This window comes from Micromonospora sp. NPDC049107, from assembly GCF_040648595.1.
Lineage (GTDB): Bacteria > Actinomycetota > Actinomycetes > Mycobacteriales > Micromonosporaceae > Micromonospora.
In genome coordinates this window covers 76,330-95,408 of record NZ_JBEZEC010000006.1, presented here as the reverse complement: position 1 = coordinate 95,408, position 19,079 = coordinate 76,330, and the positions used below count along the sequence as shown (strand labels likewise).

At 70.8% G+C, this 19,079-nt stretch carries 15 protein-coding genes; 7 read left to right on the top strand and 8 right to left on the bottom strand.

Annotation, left to right across the window (positions count from 1 at the left end; translation table 11 throughout):
• Positions 1-9: 9 nt before the first annotated feature.
• From AB0B55_RS16285 to AB0B55_RS16270, 4 genes are all read right to left on the bottom strand, one after another.
• The gene (locus AB0B55_RS16285) at positions 10-774 is read right to left on the bottom strand and encodes a hypothetical protein (RefSeq protein ID WP_357120988.1); all 765 of its coding nucleotides are present in this window, start codon (positions 772-774) and stop codon (positions 10-12) included.
• A gap of 75 nt (positions 775-849) precedes the next feature.
• On the bottom strand, positions 850-1,617 hold the full coding sequence (locus tag AB0B55_RS16280; protein WP_357120985.1) for a zf-HC2 domain-containing protein: 768 nt from the start codon (positions 1,615-1,617) through the stop codon (positions 850-852).
• 100 nt (positions 1,618-1,717) lie between these two features.
• Positions 1,718-2,278: a sigma-70 family RNA polymerase sigma factor gene (locus tag AB0B55_RS16275; protein WP_357122151.1), complete on the bottom strand. Its 561-nt coding sequence runs from the start codon at positions 2,276-2,278 to the stop codon at positions 1,718-1,720.
• 183 nt (positions 2,279-2,461) lie between these two features.
• On the bottom strand, positions 2,462-4,141 hold the full coding sequence (locus AB0B55_RS16270) for a beta-1,3-glucanase family protein (protein WP_357172069.1): 1,680 nt from the start codon (positions 4,139-4,141) through the stop codon (positions 2,462-2,464).
• Between the two features lie 206 nt (positions 4,142-4,347).
• Here AB0B55_RS16270 and AB0B55_RS16265 point away from each other — a divergent pair, with 206 nt between their 5' ends.
• Positions 4,348-5,922, top strand: coding sequence for a ricin-type beta-trefoil lectin domain protein (locus tag AB0B55_RS16265; RefSeq protein WP_357172068.1), 1,575 nt, complete (start codon positions 4,348-4,350; stop codon positions 5,920-5,922).
• A 52-nt stretch (positions 5,923-5,974) separates the two neighbouring features.
• Here AB0B55_RS16265 and AB0B55_RS16260 read toward each other — a convergent pair whose 3' ends face one another.
• Complete coding sequence (locus AB0B55_RS16260; protein WP_357172067.1) at positions 5,975-7,444, bottom strand: S8 family serine peptidase; 1,470 nt, start codon at positions 7,442-7,444, stop codon at positions 5,975-5,977.
• A 265-nt stretch (positions 7,445-7,709) separates the two neighbouring features.
• Here AB0B55_RS16260 and AB0B55_RS16255 point away from each other — a divergent pair, with 265 nt between their 5' ends.
• Positions 7,710-9,722, top strand: coding sequence for a hypothetical protein (locus tag AB0B55_RS16255; RefSeq protein ID WP_357172066.1), 2,013 nt, complete (start codon positions 7,710-7,712; stop codon positions 9,720-9,722).
• Here AB0B55_RS16255 and AB0B55_RS16250 read toward each other — a convergent pair.
• The 3 genes from AB0B55_RS16250 to AB0B55_RS16240 all read right to left on the bottom strand — a co-directional run bounded on the left by AB0B55_RS16250 (position 9,653) and on the right by AB0B55_RS16240 (position 14,103).
• Positions 9,653-11,221: a hypothetical protein gene (locus tag AB0B55_RS16250; RefSeq protein WP_357172065.1), complete on the bottom strand. Its 1,569-nt coding sequence runs from the start codon at positions 11,219-11,221 to the stop codon at positions 9,653-9,655. The two genes, AB0B55_RS16255 and AB0B55_RS16250, sit on opposite strands and share 70 nt — an antisense overlap.
• A 272-nt stretch (positions 11,222-11,493) precedes the next feature.
• The gene (locus AB0B55_RS16245; RefSeq protein WP_357172064.1) at positions 11,494-12,165 is read right to left on the bottom strand and encodes a hypothetical protein; all 672 of its coding nucleotides are present in this window, start codon (positions 12,163-12,165) and stop codon (positions 11,494-11,496) included.
• Positions 12,166-12,459: 294 nt separating this feature from the next.
• Positions 12,460-14,103 carry a lectin gene (locus AB0B55_RS16240; RefSeq protein WP_357172063.1) on the bottom strand — a complete coding sequence of 548 codons (1,644 nt, stop codon included), beginning with the start codon at positions 14,101-14,103 and terminating at the stop codon, positions 12,460-12,462.
• A gap of 509 nt (positions 14,104-14,612) precedes the next feature.
• On the opposite strand from AB0B55_RS16240, the gene AB0B55_RS16235 reads away from it, so the two are divergent.
• Genes AB0B55_RS16235 through AB0B55_RS16215 form a run of 5 tightly spaced genes read left to right on the top strand, consistent with a single transcriptional unit; the run spans position 14,613 to position 19,070 of the window.
• Entirely contained in the window at positions 14,613-15,125 is a 513-nt protein-coding gene (locus AB0B55_RS16235) for a flavin reductase family protein (RefSeq protein WP_357172062.1), read from the top strand.
• Positions 15,126-16,190 carry an ABC transporter substrate-binding protein gene (locus AB0B55_RS16230; protein ID WP_357172061.1) on the top strand — a complete coding sequence of 355 codons (1,065 nt, stop codon included), beginning with the start codon at positions 15,126-15,128 and terminating at the stop codon, positions 16,188-16,190.
• Positions 16,187-17,023, top strand: coding sequence for an ABC transporter permease (locus AB0B55_RS16225; protein WP_357172060.1), 837 nt, complete (start codon positions 16,187-16,189; stop codon positions 17,021-17,023). Before AB0B55_RS16230 ends, AB0B55_RS16225 begins: the two co-directional genes overlap by 4 nt.
• Complete coding sequence (locus AB0B55_RS16220) at positions 16,999-17,736, top strand: ABC transporter ATP-binding protein (RefSeq protein ID WP_357172059.1); 738 nt, start codon at positions 16,999-17,001, stop codon at positions 17,734-17,736. Before AB0B55_RS16225 ends, AB0B55_RS16220 begins: the two co-directional genes overlap by 25 nt.
• On the top strand, positions 17,733-19,070 hold the full coding sequence (locus AB0B55_RS16215) for an LLM class flavin-dependent oxidoreductase (protein WP_357172058.1): 1,338 nt from the start codon (positions 17,733-17,735) through the stop codon (positions 19,068-19,070). The genes AB0B55_RS16220 and AB0B55_RS16215 overlap by 4 nt, the downstream gene beginning before the upstream one ends.
• Positions 19,071-19,079 lie beyond the last annotated feature (9 nt).

Here is a 19,079-nt window from a genome sequence, read left to right as displayed (position 1 = left end):
TACGCGCGCTCACAGCCCCGCTGAAGTGGCCCGTCGTTGCTGGCGCGGCAGGTGTGCCGGGCTATTCGGCTCTGCCCGGCCGGAGTCGTGGTCCGGTCCGCCGGCTCGATCGGCCCGCAACGACGGCATGGCCGCGATGTCCGCCAGCGGCGGGCCGGGCCGGGCGGATGGGATCGGGTACTCCCGACGTTCGATCCTGAGCTGCGGGAGGTGCCGGGACACGCCGTCGAGGTTCCCGCTCGACGAGAGTCGCCGTAGGACCGGGCTCTGGTCGAGCAGCTCACCGAGACGGTTGCTCGTACGCCGATAGAGATCGCTGCGGGGGTCGATGCTGCTCAGGTCCGGCAGATTCCGCAGATCGGTCGGGAGCCCGTCAGAGCGGTCCGATCTCGCGTCCAGTTCCTTCAGCCAACGCCTCACCTTCCGGGCGGTACGCACGAGAAGGTTGAGGAATTCGTCGTGCCATTGAACGTGCGCCGCCGACCCGACGGGCGGGGCTGTCGGCACTGTGGACGGAACGCCCGCCGCCACACCCTGCGCCGGGGTCTCCGATGGAAGGCGCCCCATGCGCTCCTTGACGATCCCGATCGCCTCAACCACGTCGTCGGACGGCGGCTGGCCAGCAGCCTCGCGCCTGGCCCAGAGCTTGTGCAGCTCATTGCCGAGGGTCACGAGCGCCAGAGCTTCCACCTCGACCTCGATCGGGTCGCGCGGCCGGTCATGGTGCTGACCGGCTCGCGAGCCACGCGGATCGGGTGCGTTTACCTCGGGCATGGCGGTACCTCCGGAGAGCTTCGGGTTCTGTTGTCCGGAGCTCTACGGCTCACCCCTGGCGCGGGTTCACCTCGTTCAGCGGGGAGAGCCGGCGCCGCGAGTGATCGGAGCGGTGACGACGCCGACGCCGTCGCTGGTCCCGACGGTGATGAACGCCAGCTCGTCGATCGGCAACGCGGTCTCGCCGGTCACCTTCTGCGGGCCGTTCGACGCCAACCAGTCCCGTACCGTGTGGGTGACCCCGTCGCGGGTCACCGCGTAGAGCCGATAGCGCAGGCCCGGTCGCAGGCCCGTGACGGTGATCCGGATCGTGGAGTGGTCGCTGTCGTCGGCGGTGACCAGGACGGAGAGGCTCGCGCCGTAGGCGGGCGCTTCACCCGAGGCGGTCAGCGTCGGCTCGGGGTCGCCCCGCCCGTTGACCACGACGACCCCACCGGCCAGGGCCAGGGCCAGAACCGCGGCGGCCGCACCGCCCCAGATCCGGATGCGACGACGACGTGCGCCGCCGCGATCGTTGGTCGGGCCGCGATCCGGGCGGGCACCCGCCGGCCGATCCCCGCCGGGCCGCGCGCCGGTGGGTCGAGCCGACCCGGCCGGGTCACCGCCCGATCGCGCGGCGGGGTTCGGCGGCGGGTCCGCCGCCACCGGCAGCTCCCAGTCGACGTCCGCCAGACCGGCCAGGCCGCTGGTCGAGGCCCCGACCTCAGTCGCCTCGTTCAGGCAGCGCCAACACCCAGCCAGATGCTCCTCGAACGCGACACGGTCGGCCTCGTCGAGGGCGCCGAGCAGGTAGAGCGCCAGCCTCGACTGCTCGTCGGTGGCATGCTCACCGCCTGGACCCATCCCGCTTCTCCTCAACGCGTCGACACCGCACCAGGTGGTGGCATCCCGGGACCGCTTGCGTGCTGGTCGACAGGCCAGGCTCGGAACGGCCGGGCCGGGATCACGACGACTCCGTCGAGCCGATCGCCGCGTGCAGCGCGCGAACCGCATAGTACGTCCGGGATTTTACCGTACCCTCGGGTATCCCGAGGCGCTCCGCCGCCTCGGCGATGGAAGCCCCCTTGTAGTACATCTCGATCAGCACCTGCCGATGCTCCGGACTGATCTGCTTCAGGGCCACCTGCACGGTGTGGTTGCTCACCACGCGATCCATCACGTCCTCGGCCGAGGAGACCCGGTTGAGGTCCGGCAGGTTGATCTCCTGCGGACGTGACTGCCGCGACCGGATCGCGTCGATGGCCACATGCCGGGCGACCGTGTACAACCACGGGGCGATCCTCTGCGGGTCGGTGGCGAGCATGTCCAGGTTCCGCCAGGTACGCAGAAACGTCTCCTGCACCAGATCCTCGGCCAGTTCCCGCTGGCCGAGGACGAGCCGGGTGAGGAACCGCAACAGCGGGACCCGGTGCTCCTCGAAGATCTGCCGCATCAGGGCTTCGGCGGCGGAAGGGCCACTGGCGGCGGAGTCCCCAGCCCACGGACCGAGCGCTTCGTTGTGCACCGCCGACACAGACCGCCTCCCCTGACGCACGGGTAGGACCCGCACGACCACACCGGCGCCTCGCCCGCTTTCGACCGGACGCTCTCCGGGGAGGATAGCCGTACCCGCCAGTCGGCGTGTTTCGGCTACGAGACGATTGAGAGCGACCGGCCGCCGGTGGGGATCCACAGAGGATTGTCCGTGTCACCGTCCGAAGCGCAACCACCTGATGTTCAGGTACTCCTGGGGCTGCCCGCTGGCGAAGGTGAGGAACACGTCGTGCCGGCCGGTGACCGCCGCCATGTTCCCCGGGATGGTCAACCACCGCTGCCAACCACCGGTGCTGGCCACCGCGATGGTTCCGATCGGCGGACTCGTCTCGCTGTCCAGGCGTACCTGGATCAGCCCGGAGAGCCCCAGGTCGGCGCCAGAGGCGACCCGGACGACGAACTGCGTCATCGGCCGGTCGCCGAACTCGACCCCGTGGTAGGCGACCCAGTCACCGTTGGCGATGGAACAGAGGTTCTCGCCGCCCTCGCCGCAGGGCTCTCGGCGTACACCCTGCTCGCGGTCGAAACCGGACGCGGCGATCTCCTGATCGGCGACGCGGACCTGACCACCGGCGGTCCCGGCCGCGACGGCCACTCCCGCCGCGGCCGTCGGGGCCGGGGCCGGCACCGCCGCGGGCGGGGGCTGCGCGATCGGGTACGACGCCTCGCCGCCGGCGAACGGGGTGAGGGTGACGGTCACCTCCCGGGGCGTCGAATCCTGGATGTACGAGGCGTCCCCGACGATGTCGTCGTACGGGAAGCCGTACACCCGACCGTTCGCGGAGTGGTTGTGCAGGATCCGGGAGTAGTGGTTGGTCACCGAGTGCTGGTAGAAGGCCGCTCGGTCGTCGACGGGTTGGAACGGCCGGTCCAGCACCGACCGGTTGAACCCGGCGGCCAGCGCCGCGGCCACCTTTCCGCTCGCGTCATTGGGCCTGCTGAACGTGCCGTTGCACATGAGCACGTCCATCGTGGTCGGCCGGTCGAAGGCGCCGATCCCACCGTCGAAGTGCATCCTCCCGTCGTCGCCCACCCGACCGGTGAAGGCGCCGAACTCGTTGGAGACACGCAGGTCGGTGCCACGGTACCGATCCCACACCTCGACGATATAGCCGTCGAAGTAGGTGGGCGAGAAGCGACCCGCGACGATGCCGTGACCCGGCGCGATGACGCGAAGCCCGTCTCCGATGATCAGCCGCTCATACCCGGGTTGCCGTGCCACCTCCGCGAAGATCGCGTCCCGGCCGCCGTCGGTGAGCTTCCCGGCGGTGTGTTCTCCCGCGCCGACCAGCCGCGTCGCGATCGGGATGCTGAACATGTCGACCATCGTGGTGTTGCAGTGCATGCCGTTCGGGTTGTAGGTGAACTCCCAGAAATCCCAGAGCACCCCGAAGTTCGGATCGCTCTCGACGGACCCCGCCGGCTCCTGCAACATCGGCTTTCCGCCACCGTCGACCACCTTGAAGCGCAGCCGCCCGTCGATCGAAAAGTAGATCCGTCCACCGTCGAGCATCGGCAGGACGAACGGAGTGGCGCCCTCCTCGGCGAGGGGGACGGCGATGTCCAGGAACCCGTCCGAGCCGTTGTCCGCGAACGAGGCGGGGGTGAACCTCCCCGGGCTCCTGACGTAGCCCATCTGCCTGGTCACGGGGTCGTACCCGGTGATGTACATGTGGATCGAGGAGTTCGCGTAGCGACCGGTACTGTTGACCACGGTCAGCGGCAGTCCACCCTCGGCCCTGGCTCGCGCCAGTAACGGTGTCGCCACCAGCGGCACACCCACCACCGCCGCACCGGCGACCCCCAGTCCGAGCATCTTTCGTCTGGTCAGCAACGGACACACCTCCATCGATCGGCATGCTGGACGGTGGGGCGCAGCGAGGCGCGAACCGTCGAAGACAGCCACGTCCACGGTCCCGACCCCCCTCCGGTTCAATCGCCGGGGAGACAAAATTTGATGGATTCGTGGTCGTGCGGTGAACATATGCGGCAGCTGATCCGTCACGACAGTGATGTCGCCCCGCCGAAAGGGATGGCCCCGTGACAACCGACCCCCGCACCATCCGGCCCTGGTTCGGCCGGACACCGCGCCGAATCGTGGCCGTCGCCGCAGCTGCCCTGGCCGTCGTCTGCGCGGCGATCGCCGCGATCGGCTGGGGCGTCGCCTCGGCCCGCGACCAGCTGATCGGCGGACCGGTCTCCGACGAACAGGCCGCGGTCATCGTGGCCGCAGCCCGTTCCTGCCCGATGCTGAGCCCGGCCCGGCTCGCCGGCCAGCTCATGGCCGAGTCGAAACTGGCCTGGAGCGCGACGGAGACCGCATCCGGAGGCACGGGCATCGCCGGACTCGACAACCAGGACTGGAAACTCTGGAAGCCGTGGCCGGACGCGGAACGCTCCGACGGGGCCGCGAACATCGTCGCACTGGCTCACCAGGTGTGCGACTACAGCGGCAAGCTGCGCCTCGCCAACGTCTCCGGTGACTCGTGGCGGCTGTCGGTCGCCGCCTTCCACAGCGGCCTGGAGTCGGTGACCACGGCCGGCGCGGTGCCGCCGGACGCGGTCGACTACGTCGACCAGGTCAGCGGCTACGCCGCGTACTACGGGAAGCGGACCCATCTCGGCGGGCCCGGTGGCGTCGCGCCGACCGGGCCGGAGGTGGACGCCAAGGGAGTCCCGAACGAGTACGTCGATCTGCTCCTGCGGGCCGGCTCGGTCTGCCCGGCCGTGACTCCCCCGGCGGTCGCGGCGCAGCTGATGGCGCTCTCCAGGTTCGACCCGAACCTGCTCGGGCCCGCCGGCCAGCGGGGAATCGCACAGTTCCTTCCCGAGGTGTGGCAGGCGTACGGGCCAAGCGACGCCTCCGCCTGGGAGCCCGCCGTCGCGATCCCGGCCGTCGGCACCGCCATGTGTGCGATGGCCGGCGAACTGTCCCCCCTTGAGGGCGACCCCTACCTGCTCGCGCTCGCCGCCTACCGCAGCGGCCCGACCGCGGTGCGGCAGAGCGGCGGCGTCCTCGACGGCGACACCAAGGCCTTCCTGAAGTCGGTCAAGTCACTCACCGACTTCTACGCGCTCGACGGGCGGCTGGTGGTCGGCGCCAAGCCGGCCCCGTCCACGCCCGCGCCACCGTCGGTGACCCCTGCCGCGCCGACGCCGGCCGGTCCGGGCACGCCGACCCCGACGGCCGGCGATCCGCCGGCCCCGCCGACGCCTTCCAAGCAGCCCGTCCGTCCCGTCGGCGCAAAGCAGCTCTACCACCCGATGAGCAAGCTCTGCGTCAGCACCGGCGGGACCGTCGGGGGGACCCGGCTGACCTTGAAGACGTGCGACAACGACGACCCGACCCAGTGGTGGGTGGTACTCGCCGACGGAACGTTCCGCGCCTCGGGCCTCTGCATGGACGTGCAGGAGGGCGCCAATAAGGACGGGGCGGCCGTCATGGCCGCCACCTGTAACGGAAGCCCCACCCAGGTGTGGCGGATGAACAGCAAGGGCGGCGTTCTCAACCTGCACATCCTCAAGGCGCTGGATGCGAACGTGAACGTGCCGAACAAGCCGCTGCTCGTCTGGACCTTCGTGGAGAACCGCGAGCAGCAGTGGGCCTGGCGCTGACGAACGGCCCGGGTACGCGGCTCGTCCGCGTACCCGGGCCGCGCCTGCTCCGCTATCCGATCGCGCGGCGCCGGAAGCGGATCGCGAAGACAAGACCGATCGCGGCGACCAGCCCGAGGCCGAGGAGGACGGCGAGCGCGGTCCCACCGCCGCCCCCCGCGTTCTGCTCGCCGGACACCTGCCGCTCCTCGTCGAGCTTCTTGGCCACGGAGGCAGCCGGATTGATCATTCCGGCGCCATATCGGGCGTCCCCGTTCTCCATCGCGTCGGCCGTACTCCGAATGCGTTCCTTCACCTGAACGGCAGTCAGGTCGGGGTAGGCCGCCCGGACGAGCGCCGCTTGACCGGCCACGAACGCCACCGCGAACCGGGTACCCGTGTTGCTCATCACCCCGGTGCCACTGATCCCGAGACTCGCCACCTCGACCCCCGGAGCGACGACCTCCACTGTCCCCTGCTGGTACTCCTCGGCGAGCTGCCCATCGGCGCCGACACCACCGGCCAGGAGCAGCGCACCGGTCGCGGACCGCTCAGAGCCCGATGGGGCGGTGACCGGTTTCGTCGGCGCCCCCGCCACCACGACCACGTCGTGGTTCAACGCCGTGGTGATGGACGCCGCCACCGTGGGGGCTCCGAGGTCGACGTCGGCGCCCAGCGCGACGACCGAGGCGCCGGCGCTGACCGCCACCTCGATGGCGTTCGAGGCGTCCATGGCCCGACTGCTCGCGGAGGGCCCCAGCATCCGGATGGGCAGGATCGTGGCGTCGGGCGCGATGCCGACGGGAGTCTTGTCGGCGCTGGTGGAAGCGCTCGCGGCGATGATGGACGCCATCGCGGTGCCGGTACCGAGGCAGTCGGTATCACCCCGGCCGTTCCCGGCGGTGACGTCCGCGCCGACGGCAACCCGACCATTGAGCTGCGGGAGCTTGCCGTCCACACCGGAATCGACCACGGCAACCATGACACCGTTGCCCCGGCTCATATCCCAGGCGCCGTCGGCCGCCAGCCGCAGCTGGGCCCAGTTGGATCGGCTGCTCGACCCGGCGGTGGCGGTGCACCCGGAAGGCGCGCCGCTGCCGTTCGGTGGCCCGCTCGGCGAAGCGCCCGGGCCGGGTCCGGCCGAGGGCGACGTGGTGACCGGCGGCTTCGGGCCGGTCCGGGACGGCTTCGGGCCGGGCCGGGAGGGCTTCGGGCCGGGCGGGAGCTGGCCATACTGCACGCCCTCACCTGCTGCGTCCCACGGAAGCACCAGGCGCCAGCCGGGGTTGAGCTTGGCCGGATCGGTCAGGCCCGCGCCGTCGGCCTGGACACGCCCCGCGTTCAGGTTGTAGATCTCCGCCGACCGTTCGCCGCTACCGAGGAAGCGCACCGAGATCTCGGTCAGGTTCTCCGGCTGCCCCTGGTGCTCCGCCGCGACCACGTAGAACTTGACATATGCCTGCGGGTCCGGGGTGGGCGCCTGAGCCGCAGCCGCTCCCGCCGCCGCCACGAGCACGCAGCAGGCAGTCGCAACGACCGCCATCAGGCGTGCAAGGGTTGGACGCTTCGCTAGCACTGATGTCCTCCTTCAATCGCCGAGCCCGATCGCCTCGGCTGTCACCGTCTATTGCGGATCAGCGGCCGGTTGGTTCAAATCAATCTGAACCGAAGTTTCATCAACTTCGTGGTGTGGGCAGATCTGGTGTCGGCGGACCGAGGGTACCGAGAGCGCGGCGTGCGGTGGATCGCGGCTGGCCGCCCCGATCCCGGCGGGCACGAAGGCAGAGTGGATGGATGGTGGTGAGCGCATGAACCCGGTGACACCGACGATCGACGCGGGCATCGACGAGCTGCCGGCCACCCGACGGTTTGACCCGCGCAGACACCTGCGGATCGCCGGCCTGTTCGACCTCTGGCTGGAGCCGGGGCCCGAAGGCGGGCTGGTGGTGCCGACCGAGCCCAGCGTGCCGCTCAATGCGCGAGGCATCACCGACCTGGTCCGACGATCCGGTGAGGCCGCGCACGACGTCCGGATCCTGACCAGCGACGGCACCCGCAACAGGGACCTGTTCAGCGAGGTCGCCGGCCTGCTCGGACATGACGTGCTCGTGAGCCCCGACGGCGCCGACGTCCGACACCGGTACCGGCGCCAGGAGAACGCGGAGGGTGGCCCGCTGCACGCGGTACCGCTGGACCGGGTCACCCGCCGCAGCATGGACTGGGTCGTGATCCAACCGCCGGACCTCGCCACCCCGCTGCCCGGCTGGTTCGCAGTCGACCGGGGTGTGGTCCGTCCCCGTACCGGTCTGGTCGGCCTCCCGCTGCCGGCCGGACTCGCCCTCGCCACCCGGGCCGACTTCGTGACCCGTCGCGCCATCGCACACCAGCTCACTGCCACATCGGACGGACTGGTCACCGTCGCCGTCACGGCGCGGGCAGAGGGATTCCTCGTCGGGGATTACGGCGGGACCCAGACGGTGCACGGTGGTGAGCAACTCGCCGCCCTCCTCGGCGACCTTCCGCTGTACGGCAGTGACCTGCGGCTCTGGGTCACCTGGCCGTCAGATCCGCAGGAGCAGCGGGGCCTCGCCGAGCAGGCACGGGACCTCGCCGAGCAGACCGGCGCCACGGTCTGGACACCGGCGCCGGGCGGCAGCGCCGAGCTGGTCGACGGTGGCCGCGACCTCCGCGCGCTCGACCCCGCCGGAAACGCCGGTGAGTGGCACGCGTACCGGCCCGGATCCGCCGCCGGCCCGTTGGCACTGCGTGCGACGCCGGACGGTCTCCTCGTGCCGGCGCTGGCCCGCGTCCGCATCACGGTGTCCCCGCGGCTCGCGCTGCCCGCCTCCACGCCGGCGGATCAGCCGGATTCGGCGCACGATCCGGTCACCGTACCGGCCACGGCCCTTGATCGCCCCGCCCTGATCACCGAGAGTCGTCGGGCCCCGGTGTACGGCCCCGCGTGGCTTCCACCCGGGCAGCAGGTCAACGCCGAAGAGTTCGAGGCGTTCGTCGTCTGCCCCGTGGACCCCGCCCGCGCGGTCGCCGAGGGCGTGCAGAGCGCCGAGCTCTTCCTGACCGCCCTCCTGGACCCGGGTGCCGTGCCGAACGACACCTACCTGCTGCGGGTACGCGTCGCGCCCGGAGGCGCGATCCCCATGACGACGCTCCGCTCGCACATACCCGCGCGTCTGCAGCATCTGCGCGGAGTCAACGACGCCTATCTGCTGCCGGCGGGACGGCTGGACCGGGTGTCCCCGCTCAGCGGATTCCGCACCTACCGGTTCGGCCGGCTCCTTCCAACGACCGACTGCGCAGACGGACCGCTGCGAATCCACTGCTCTTCCCGGTACCGGACGATCGCCGGCCTGCCCAACGATGTCCGCCGCTGGCCCGGTGTCGGCAGCCGGCGGGCGTACGCCCTCGTACCGGCGTCGGGCAGCCGCCTGCCACGCGGCTGGCTGCGTCTGCACCGCAAGGCCCCGCCGGCCCGGCCGGGCCGGCTCCTGCTGGAGGTCCGGGTGCCCCGGGGCCGCACGATCGACGTCACGTCGACGGCCGAGATGCTCGCCCCGCTCACCCGGCTGCGGAGCCAGGCCGAGCGGCTCCGGGCCGCCGGGGTGGAGCTGATCGTGGGCAGCCGCTCGTACGAGCGTGTCCAGGTCCGCCGCGTGTACCGCGCAGAGGAGCACGCCTGGCGGCGCGTGCCGGGGACCGTGACCGGGCCGCTCCCGGCCGTACTCAGCCAGGTTCAGCCTCCGTCCCCCACCCGAACCGACCACCGGCCGCCGGGGATCGGACCGACCACGACCGGCACGTAGCGACCGCCTGTCGCTGCGGCGAGCCCGCGCATGTCGTCCGCCGCGCCTGCCGGCAGGCCAGCGACGAAGATCACGCACGGATCCGGCGGCCCCTCGCCCGGAGGTGGCGGTGACGGCAGGCCGGGCAGCGTCTCGTAGCCGTTCAGGTCCACCGCGCCGAGCGCTTCACCGACCACGGCGACCCGGACGCCCTCGGAGTGGAGTCGTCGGGCGAGTGCGGTGGCCAGCCGCTGGCAAACGTCGAGGGCCCCGACAACCGTGAGGACGTCGGGTACCTGGCCGAGATCGACGTGGAGCCGCCACGGGCCCTGCCTGCCCAGCACCAGCGGCACGGTTGCCGGGGGCGCCGGTTCCGTTTCGCCGAGCCAGGCGTAGGCGGGTGTCTCCCGACGCTTCGCTGCTCCGACCAGTCGGACGTGCACGGGACCTTCCTCGCTGAGCAGATCGGCCCGCAGATAGGGCACCTCGCCTGGGGCCAGAGCCGCCGGCCGCGACCCCACCGCCCGCGGCTCTGCCGGCAGCGGCTCTGCTCGTAGCGGCTCTGCTCGTAGCGGCTCTGCTCGTAGCGGCTCTGCTGCCCGCGACTCTGCTCGTAGCGGCTCTGCTGCCCGCGGCTCTGCCGGCAGCGACTCTGCCGGCAGCGGCTCCAGTGCCTGCGGCTCTGACGGCAAGGCGGTTGGCGTCGGAGTACGTGGCGGCGGCACGGTTCGCGATGGCGGCAGGGGCCACGACGGGCTGGACGGCGGGGACGCACGAGGCGGCGCGGGCGTTTCCTGCGGTAGCGGGGCTGCGGCAGTCGCGCCGTCAACGGTGTCGGTAGCGACCTCGGCGGGGGCCGGGGTGTGGTGTCGCTCCGGCGGCCACGGGCCGGTGTCGTCGAGGGCAGCCGTGCGCAAGCGGTACCCGCCCCGACGCAGCGTCAGCACGGCGAACATGGCGAGCACTATCGCGAGGATGCCGGCACCACCCCTGACCAGGAGGGGCGCGAACCGACCAGCGTCGGGGTTGCCGGAGGCCCGTGGGGCGGCGGCGCTCTCCGTCACCGCCGGGGCCGGCGTCGGGGACCGGGCGACGGCGCTGGACGCCGTAGAACTGGGTTTCACCGCAGTGGTGCTCGGCTTGGGCGCCGCAGCGCTCCCGCCGGGTGGCGAGGACTTCACCCCGATCGTCGGCAGCGCTCCACTGCGCACCCCGGATCCCCTGGCGTCGCGCGGCAGCACGAGAAGCCAGCCGGGTCGCAACTCGACGCCGTCGGTGAAGGTGCCGCCGTCGGGCTGCTTTCTGCCGATGTTGAGCTGCGTGATCTCCCGGAACCGGTTGCCGTTACCAAGGGTACGCAGGGCGATGTCGTACAGGTACTCCCGCTGGCCGTTCACCGGCGGTCCGACCACGTAGTACCTTCCTGTCTCGTCCGGTGCCGCAACCGCCGGTACCGTCGGCGCGGTCAGCACCAGACCGACCATCAGCAGCACCGTCGCCAGCGCTTTCCGCATCAACACCGCTGCCCTCCACGCCCTCGCATCATCGCATCCTTCCGTCCCGGCCCCCTTCTACGCAGCGGCGTCCGGGAGGTTCAACCGCCCAGCGGATTCGGCCGGCCCGGTCCATCATGGACGGAAGTAGGTGGTTCGAGCCCGACCTTGGTCGCCCGGGGGGATGAGCAGACACTGCGCGCCCGGAGTATCAAGCAGTGAGAAGCACAGATGGCGTTTCGCGAACGGTGATCACGGCCCGGTTGCGCGGGATCGCCGCCCCTGGCATCGCGACGCCGTCACCAGTCCTGCCCCGCCTCGATGGATATGTCGCCCGCGGACCGATATCCGTGGAAGCCACCGACTGCGGCGCCCAGCGTCAGACCGAAGAGCCCTCCGATCCACCCGTGCAGCCAGACGATCAACAGGACGATCGGGTAGGTCGGCAGCGCCATGAACACCAGCCACACCACTGGAACGATCATGAAAGCGCCGTTGCCCATTCCGCGGAACGCGAAGCCCAGGACCACAGACCCGATCTTCGTCTTGACCAGCAGTCCGACGATGGCGACGCTGACCGCCACGAGCACCCCCTGGACCAGAGCGTCCGTTGCGTTGGGAAAGCGCTCCAGTAGCCAACCGCCCACCGGGGCGACCAGGATCGCGGCCAGCGGCATGGCGACGATTGTCATGAGCACCGCCACCACCGCCGCGCCGGCGACAGACCAGGCGACGCGCGAGACAGCGACCCCCAGGCCACGTAGAACGCCCCGCTCGTGCTCGATCGCGACGACGACGGGCCCCAGTCCCAGAAAGTACGCGGCGAGCGTGACGCCGACCCAGCCGGCATAGCCCGCGCCGCTGCCGAACACCCAACCGGCCACGCCACCAACCATCGACCCGAGCACGGCGCCGACCATCTCCGTCAGGCCCCAATGACGGTTGATCATCGCTTTCGCTACTCGTCGCATCCGGGTCATCATGAATCCGGATGTCAACTGATACGAACCTGAGCGTTACCGTCCGCGACAACCGGGCCCGAGCCGTGGCACTTTGGTGTTCCGGAACAGTCCTCCCGGACGGCGGGCCGGGTGCCGCCCACCCCGGGCTCCCGGACCATCCATGCCCCGACAGATCCACGGCGTTCGCCGAAGGCCTGCACACTCGGCGTGCTGGACGGCCGGACACGTGCCAGCCTGACGAGGCAGCCGTAACGACGGTCCTGGCCCGCGACACCCGCTCTGCCACAGGCCAGGACCGCGCCCCTAGACGAGGTCGAAGGACTCCCACGGGCCGATCGCCGTGCGATTCGCGATCAGCGCCCCGGCGCCGGCGTCCTCCGCGCAGACGTACCTGCCGTTCGCGGCGCTGCGGAAACTGACGCTGCCGTCCGGGTTCGTCACCTTCGTGAACGTCTCCCAGCCGCCGATCGCGTCGCGGTCGGCCACCAACGCCGCCGCGCCGGCCTGCTCCGCGCAGACGTACCTGCCGGTCCTGCTGGATCGAAGGGCCACCAGTCCGCCACCGGCGTCGACGACGGTGAACGTCTCCGACGCCGAGGTCAGCGAGGCGACCAACGGCGAGCCCCCGACGAAGCGGCCGTTGGCCCGGGACCGGATGCCGACGGCGGCGGGCGCGGTCGGAGTGGAGCCGAGCACCGGTGCGGTCGGCCGGGTGGGGGTCAGCGCGATCGCGCCCTTGAGCATCCGACCACCGTCACCGCTGAGCCGCAGGTAGTAGTCCGCCGAGCACTTCGTGCCGTCCTCGTCCAACGGCAGGAACTTCGAGCCGACCGGGACGAACGCGGCGGTCTCGGCCGTCTTGGCGATCTGGTTGCCCTCGTTGTACTCGTCGAACATCGAGATGTAGATCGCCGGCGCGCCGGCCCTGATCACGTTGTAGAACTGCCGCCACATGAAGTCGCCGTGCGCACGCTGACGCTCCTGCAGGTCACCGGGGAGCACGCAGGGCTGGTAGTCGATGCCGTGCGCCACGCAGTCCTGCACGTCGGGCAGCGTGACGTTCGTGTAGAACCAGTCCGACCCGGCCACGTCGCCGATCCGGCCCACCATCCACGGCGAGATCATGTCGTACGCGTGGTAGACGTCGGAGAAGCCGGACCGCGAGTCGCCGTTGCTGTCGCCGCTGCGCCAGTGCGTCGGCGTACCACCCATGACGTACACGCCCTGCGCCTTGAACCAGTTGATGACGTCCAGGCAGACCGGGGCGCTCCACGGATGGTTGCTGTCGTTGAAGCCGAATCCCCAGATGCCGACGACGGGCTTGCCGTTCTGCCTGGCGTACGCCGGGGAGACCGTGTACGCCTTCATCTTGCTCGTCCAGTCGTCCTTGATCTGCTGCTGCATGTCCGTCCAGCCGCTGACGTCGTACATGATGTAGAACTTGCGGCCGAACTCCTCGGCCGCGTTGCGGACCTTGATCGTGACGGCGTCGCGGATCGGGCCCTCTCCGCCGACCGGGTTGAAGCGCTGCAGCGCGGCGGTGTCCAGCCCGTTCTCCCGCATCCAGCGGAAGTGGGTGTCCACGGTCTGCTGGTCGTAGGACGAGAACAGCGAGGCGGGCTGCCCGTTGCCCAGGTTCTGGTATCCGGTCTTGTACACCCGGTCGTAGTCGCGCACGTCCGGCCACGACTTGAGCGCCTCGTTGACGGGCGAGGGGGTCTTCTGCCAGTCCTGGCCGTAGTGCCACCAGCCCGACAGCGGGCTTCCGTCGCCGGCCCCGGTGAACCACCCCTGGTAGCCGACGGTGATCTTTCCGACCACGTCGCCGGGCGGGCTGACCGCCGCGGCGGCGGGACCGGCCGTCAGGGCGTCGAGCGGGACGCCGGCGACGGTGGCCGCGGTGCCGGCCATCGCGGAGCCGAGCAGGGTACGGCGGGACAGCCTCATGACAGTGGCCACTTTCCTCAGGGGACGTTTCGCCCGGATCGTGGAGCTGAGGGTGATCCGGACGAGATGAGGTTAGTGAGCCGGTTTGCCGACCATCAAGCGGAGCGGAAGAACTTCAAAGAACCTTAAGAGTACGAGGGTTCCGGCTGCGGATCGTCGACGGCCGACCGCCGCGCCGGTCGATGGCCTCAAAACACCACCCGTACGTCCCAGCGCCTGAAACCCTACTTGACACATAGGAAATGTGGGTTAGCGTCGTATCCGTGACCAGCCAACACACCCTGCTTCAGGGCACCGCGATCGCGGTGTCGCAGGGATGCTGCCGTGGCTGGACCGCCGCCTGCGGCTGCTGCCGCTGAGCCCGCGATCCTCTCTGTTTCCACTCGCGCCGCCGGCTCGACGATGACCGGCAGCCGATTCCTCGTACCGATCGACAGTTGCTCACCGCCCTGGGTCCACGCGTACCCGTGGTGGCGCGTAGCTGTCGTCGTCGACCCAGGAGGACAGCCATGACCGTCATCGCCGAACCCGTGACCCCGCTCGACGCGACCATGTTCCGTGCTCTTCTGCGGCGGCACGCCGCCGGGGTCGCGGTGGTCACCGCCGCGGGCGAGCCACCGGTCGGGTTCACCGTCTCCTCGCTCACGTCGGTGTCGCTACGGCCGTCGTTGGTGTCGTTCTGCCTGGCCCGATCGTCGTCGAGCTGGCCGACGATCGCCGACGCGGAGCACGTCGCGGTGCACCTGCTCGGTGAGGACCAGGAGGACGTCGCGCGAACCTTCGCGACGAGCGGCATCGACCGGTTCGCCGCACATCCGGCGTGGCGGTACGGGCCGCACCGGGTGCCGCTGCTGGACGAGCCGGTCGCGTGGCTCCTGTGTCGCGTGACCCAACGGGTACCCGCGGGCGACCACACCATCGTGATCGCCGAGCCGCTGGCCGCCAGCCACCGCGACGGGGCGCCTTTGCTCTACCACATGGGGCGCTACGCCGCCCTGCAACCAGCGACGAAGGAGCTGTAAGTGACCTCACCATCCCTCCTGGACCGTCGGGCTTTGCTGTCCGCGACCCTCGGCGCGGTCACCCTGGGCCTGACCGCCTGCGCCGGTGACGACCCACCCGTTGCCGCGTTGGCCGCGGGCGCCCCGCTGCCGCAGGCCGTGCCGAAGGGCACCAAGCTCGTCGTCGGAGACAAGGAGCACCAGAAGGCGATCGAGTTCTCCGGCGAGGCCGACACGTTCAGCTTCGAGGTGGAGTGGGCGAACATCAGCGGCGGCCCGCAGACCCTGGAGGCGTTCCGCGCGAAGGCGCTGGACATCGGCTCGGTGGCGGACATCCCGCCGATCCACTCGCACTGGACGGGTATCCCCACGAAGATCGTGGCCTCGAAGTTCCGCCAGGACCCGCTCAACCACGCCATCTACCGGCTCGGCATCGCACCGGGCGTCACGGTCGCCACCCTCACCGACCTCGCGGGCAAGAAGATCGCGTACAGCCCGGGCCAGGCGCAGGGGGCACTGGTACTGCGGGTGCTGCACAAGGCCGGCCTTACCAAGAAGGACGTCAGGCTGGTCGAGCTGCCGAGCACGGGCGATGTCTACAACACCGCGCTCGCCAGCCGCCAGGTCGAGGTCGCGCCGATCGGCGGTGTGCAGATCAAGCGGTACGAGTCCAAGTACACCCGGGACGGCGGCACGACGATCGCGCACGGCCTGCGCGACGACCCCGGTCACCTGTACGCGCCCGTCACCGTGCTCGGTGATCCGGCGAAGGCCGCGGCGGTCCGCGAGTACGTGCAGGCGTGGGCGCGGGCCTGGCGGTGGCGCGAGGCCAATCCGGACGAGTGGATCGAGCGTTACTACGTCAAGGACCAGGGCCTGACCGCCGACGACGGCAGGTGGCTGGTCGCGAACAGTGGCGTGGCCGACATCCCGGCGAGCTGGACCGAGGCCATCGCCCGGCACCAGGAGACCATCGACCTGCTGGCGAAGGAGACCGGCAACAAGCGCCTCACGGCCGAGGACCTGTACGACCGACGGTACGAATCGCTGGGCGCGCAGGCACTGACTGCCGGAGGTGCCCAGTGACCGCCTCGACCCTGGCCCGACCCCGGTCGAACGCCGCCGCTCCCGCCGGCCGGGCGCGACGCCGGCTCACGCCGCGCCGCCCCATCCCGTTCGGGGCGGCGCTCGGCCCGACCCTGCTGCTGGCGGTGTGGGCAGCCGGCTCGGCAACCGGCTGGATCGACCCCCGCACCCTGTCGGCGCCCTGGACCGTGGTGACCACGGCAGGTGACCTCATCGCCGACGGGCGGTTGCAGGACAACCTGGCCATCTCCGCTCAACGGGCCGGCCTGGGCCTCGCCATCGGCACGGCCGTCGGCACGGTGCTGGCCGTGCTCGCCGGTCTGAGCCGGTGGGGCGAGGCCCTCCTCGACGGCCCGGTCCAGATCAAGCGGGCCATCCCGGCCCTCGCGCTGATTCCGCTGCTCGTCCTCTGGTTCGGCATCGGCGAGCAGATGAAGGTCATCACCATCACGCTGGGCGTGTTCGTTCCCGTCTACATACATACCCACAACGGGCTGCGCACCATCGACAGTCGGTACGTCGAACTGGGCGAGTCGCTACGGCTGCGGCGTACCGCCTTCATCCGCCGGATCGTGCTGCCCGGCGCCCTGCCCGGCTTCCTGCTCGGCATGCGGTTCGCGGTCGTCGGGGCGTGGCTGTCCCTGGTGGTCGTCGAGCAGATCAACTCCACCAGCGGCATCGGCTACATGATGGAGCTGGCTCGCTCGTACGGCCAGACCGACGTGATCATCGTTGGACTCGTGCTGTACGGACTGCTCGGGCTGCTCTCCGACGGCGCCGTCCGGCTCGCGCAGAGGAGGGCGCTGTCGTGGCGACGCACGCTGGCGGACTGACCGCGTCCCGCGCCGTACGGGTGCACGGCCTGGCGCGGGGGTTCGGGGACCGGGTGATCCTCGACGGGTTCGACCTGGAGATCATCAGCGGCGAGTTCGTCGCGCTGCTGGGGCGCAGCGGCTCGGGCAAGAGCACCATGCTGCGTGCGCTCGCCGGCCTGGACGGCGACGCCACCGGCTCAGGCCTGATCGACGTACCGGAAAAATCATCTGTCATCTTCCAGGATGCCCGACTTCTGCCGTGGCAGCGCGTGCTGGACAACGTCATCCTCGGCCTGCGCGGGCCGGACGCCACCGAACGCGGCCATGCCGCGCTCGCCGAGGTCGGCCTCGCCGGCAGGGAACGGGCCTGGCCCAATGAGCTGTCCGGCGGCGAGCAGCAACGCGTGGCGCTGGCCCGGGCGCTGGTGTCCGAACCGGACCTCCTGCTCGCCGACGAGCCGTTCGGCGCGCTGGACGCGCTGACCCGCCTGCGCATGCACGCCCTCCTGCGCGTGCTGCATGCCCGGCACCGACCCACGGTGCTGCTCGTGACCCACGACGTCGACGAAGCCATCACTCTCGCGGACCGCGTGCTGCTGCTGGACAGCGGGCGGATCGCCGTCGACCTCGCCATCGACCTGCCCGCCCCGAGGTCGTACCGACAGCCGCAGTTCCTCGCGTACCGCGAGACCCTGCTGCGGGCGCTCGGCGTCGACCAGACAGAAGGATGACCATGCTGCACCTCAACGCGTTCCTGATGGGCGTCGGCCACCACGAGGCCGCCTGGCGCCTGCCCGACAGCGACCCGTTCGCGCAGACCGACGTCGAACACTTCACGCGCCTGGCCCGCATCGCCGAGCGTGGCAAGCTCGACTCCCTGTTCCTCGCCGACAGTCCGGTGCTGTGGAACAGCATCGGTCGACGGCCGGGCGGCACTCTGGAGCCCACCGTGCTGCTCACCGCCCTGGCCGGAGCGACGAGCCACATCGGGCTCATCGCGACGGCGTCGACGACGTACAACGAGCCGTTCAACCTGGCCCGCCGCTTCGCCTCGCTGGATCACGTCAGTGGCGGCCGGGCCGGCTGGAACATCGTCACCACCGCTGGCGAGAAGGCCGCCCGGAACTTCAACCTCGACGACCTGCCGGCGCACCGGGACCGGTACGAGCGGGCAGCCGAGTTCATCGAGGTGTCCCAGAAGCTCTGGGACAGCTGGGACGACGCCGCGCCGCTCGGCGACAAGGACGCCGGGCGGTGGGGCGACGACGAGCTGCTCTATCCGCCGGAGCACTCGGGGCGGTACTTCAAGGTGGCCGGCCCACTCAACGTCCCGCGCTCACCCCAGGGCTATCCACTGCTGGTGCAGGCCGGGTCGTCCGAGGACGGCAAGGACCTGGCCGCCCGCTACGCGGAGGCCGTCTTCACCGCCCAGCAGACGCTCGGCGAGGCGCAGGCGTTCTACCGCGACCTCAAGCGGCGTGCCGCGCAGGCCGGCCGCGACCCGGACACCATCAAGATCCTGCCGGGCATCGTGCCGGCCATCGGGGCCACCGAGGCCGAGGCCCACGCGCTGGAGGAGGAGTTGGACCGGTTGATCAAACCGGAGTACGCCCGGCAACAGCTCGCCACGACGTTGCGGGTCGCCCCGGAGAACCTCGACCTGGACCGGGAACTCCCCGCCGACCTGCCGAGCGAGGACGAGATCGAGGGCGCCAAGAGCCGGTACACGCTGATCGTCACCCTGGCCCGGCGCGAACGCCTGACCGTCCGCCAACTCATCGGCCGGCTCGGCGGCGGGCGCGGGCACCGCACCTTCGCCGGCACGCCGGAGCAGGTCGCCGACGCCATCGAGCAGTGGTACCGCGGCGGCGCGGCCGACGGCTTCAACATCATGCCTCCCGTGCTGCCGTCCGGTTTGGAGACGTTCGTCGATCACGTCGTGCCGATCCTGCAACGCCGCGAGCTGTTCCGCACCGAGTACACCGGGACCACCCTGCGCGAGCACTACGGGCTGACCCGACCGACGAACCAGTTCACGCGGCAGCTCACCACCGCGTCCCGCTGACCCACCGCC

Coding starts and splice junctions, on each gene's coding strand:
- AB0B55_RS16285 (WP_357120988.1), bottom strand. CDS start 774: ATGCCCGAGGTAAACGCACCCGATCCGCGTGGCTCGCGAGCCGGTCAG.
- AB0B55_RS16280 (WP_357120985.1), bottom strand. CDS start 1,617: ATGGGTCCAGGCGGTGAGCATGCCACCGACGAGCAGTCGAGGCTGGCG.
- AB0B55_RS16260 (WP_357172067.1), bottom strand. CDS start 7,444: ATGGCGGTCGTTGCGACTGCCTGCTGCGTGCTCGTGGCGGCGGCGGGA.
- AB0B55_RS16255 (WP_357172066.1), top strand. CDS start 7,710: ATGAACCCGGTGACACCGACGATCGACGCGGGCATCGACGAGCTGCCG.
- AB0B55_RS16245 (WP_357172064.1), bottom strand. CDS start 12,165: ATGCGACGAGTAGCGAAAGCGATGATCAACCGTCATTGGGGCCTGACG.
- AB0B55_RS16240 (WP_357172063.1), bottom strand. CDS start 14,103: ATGAGGCTGTCCCGCCGTACCCTGCTCGGCTCCGCGATGGCCGGCACC.
- AB0B55_RS16235 (WP_357172062.1), top strand. CDS start 14,613: ATGACCGTCATCGCCGAACCCGTGACCCCGCTCGACGCGACCATGTTC.
- AB0B55_RS16215 (WP_357172058.1), top strand. CDS start 17,733: ATGACCATGCTGCACCTCAACGCGTTCCTGATGGGCGTCGGCCACCAC.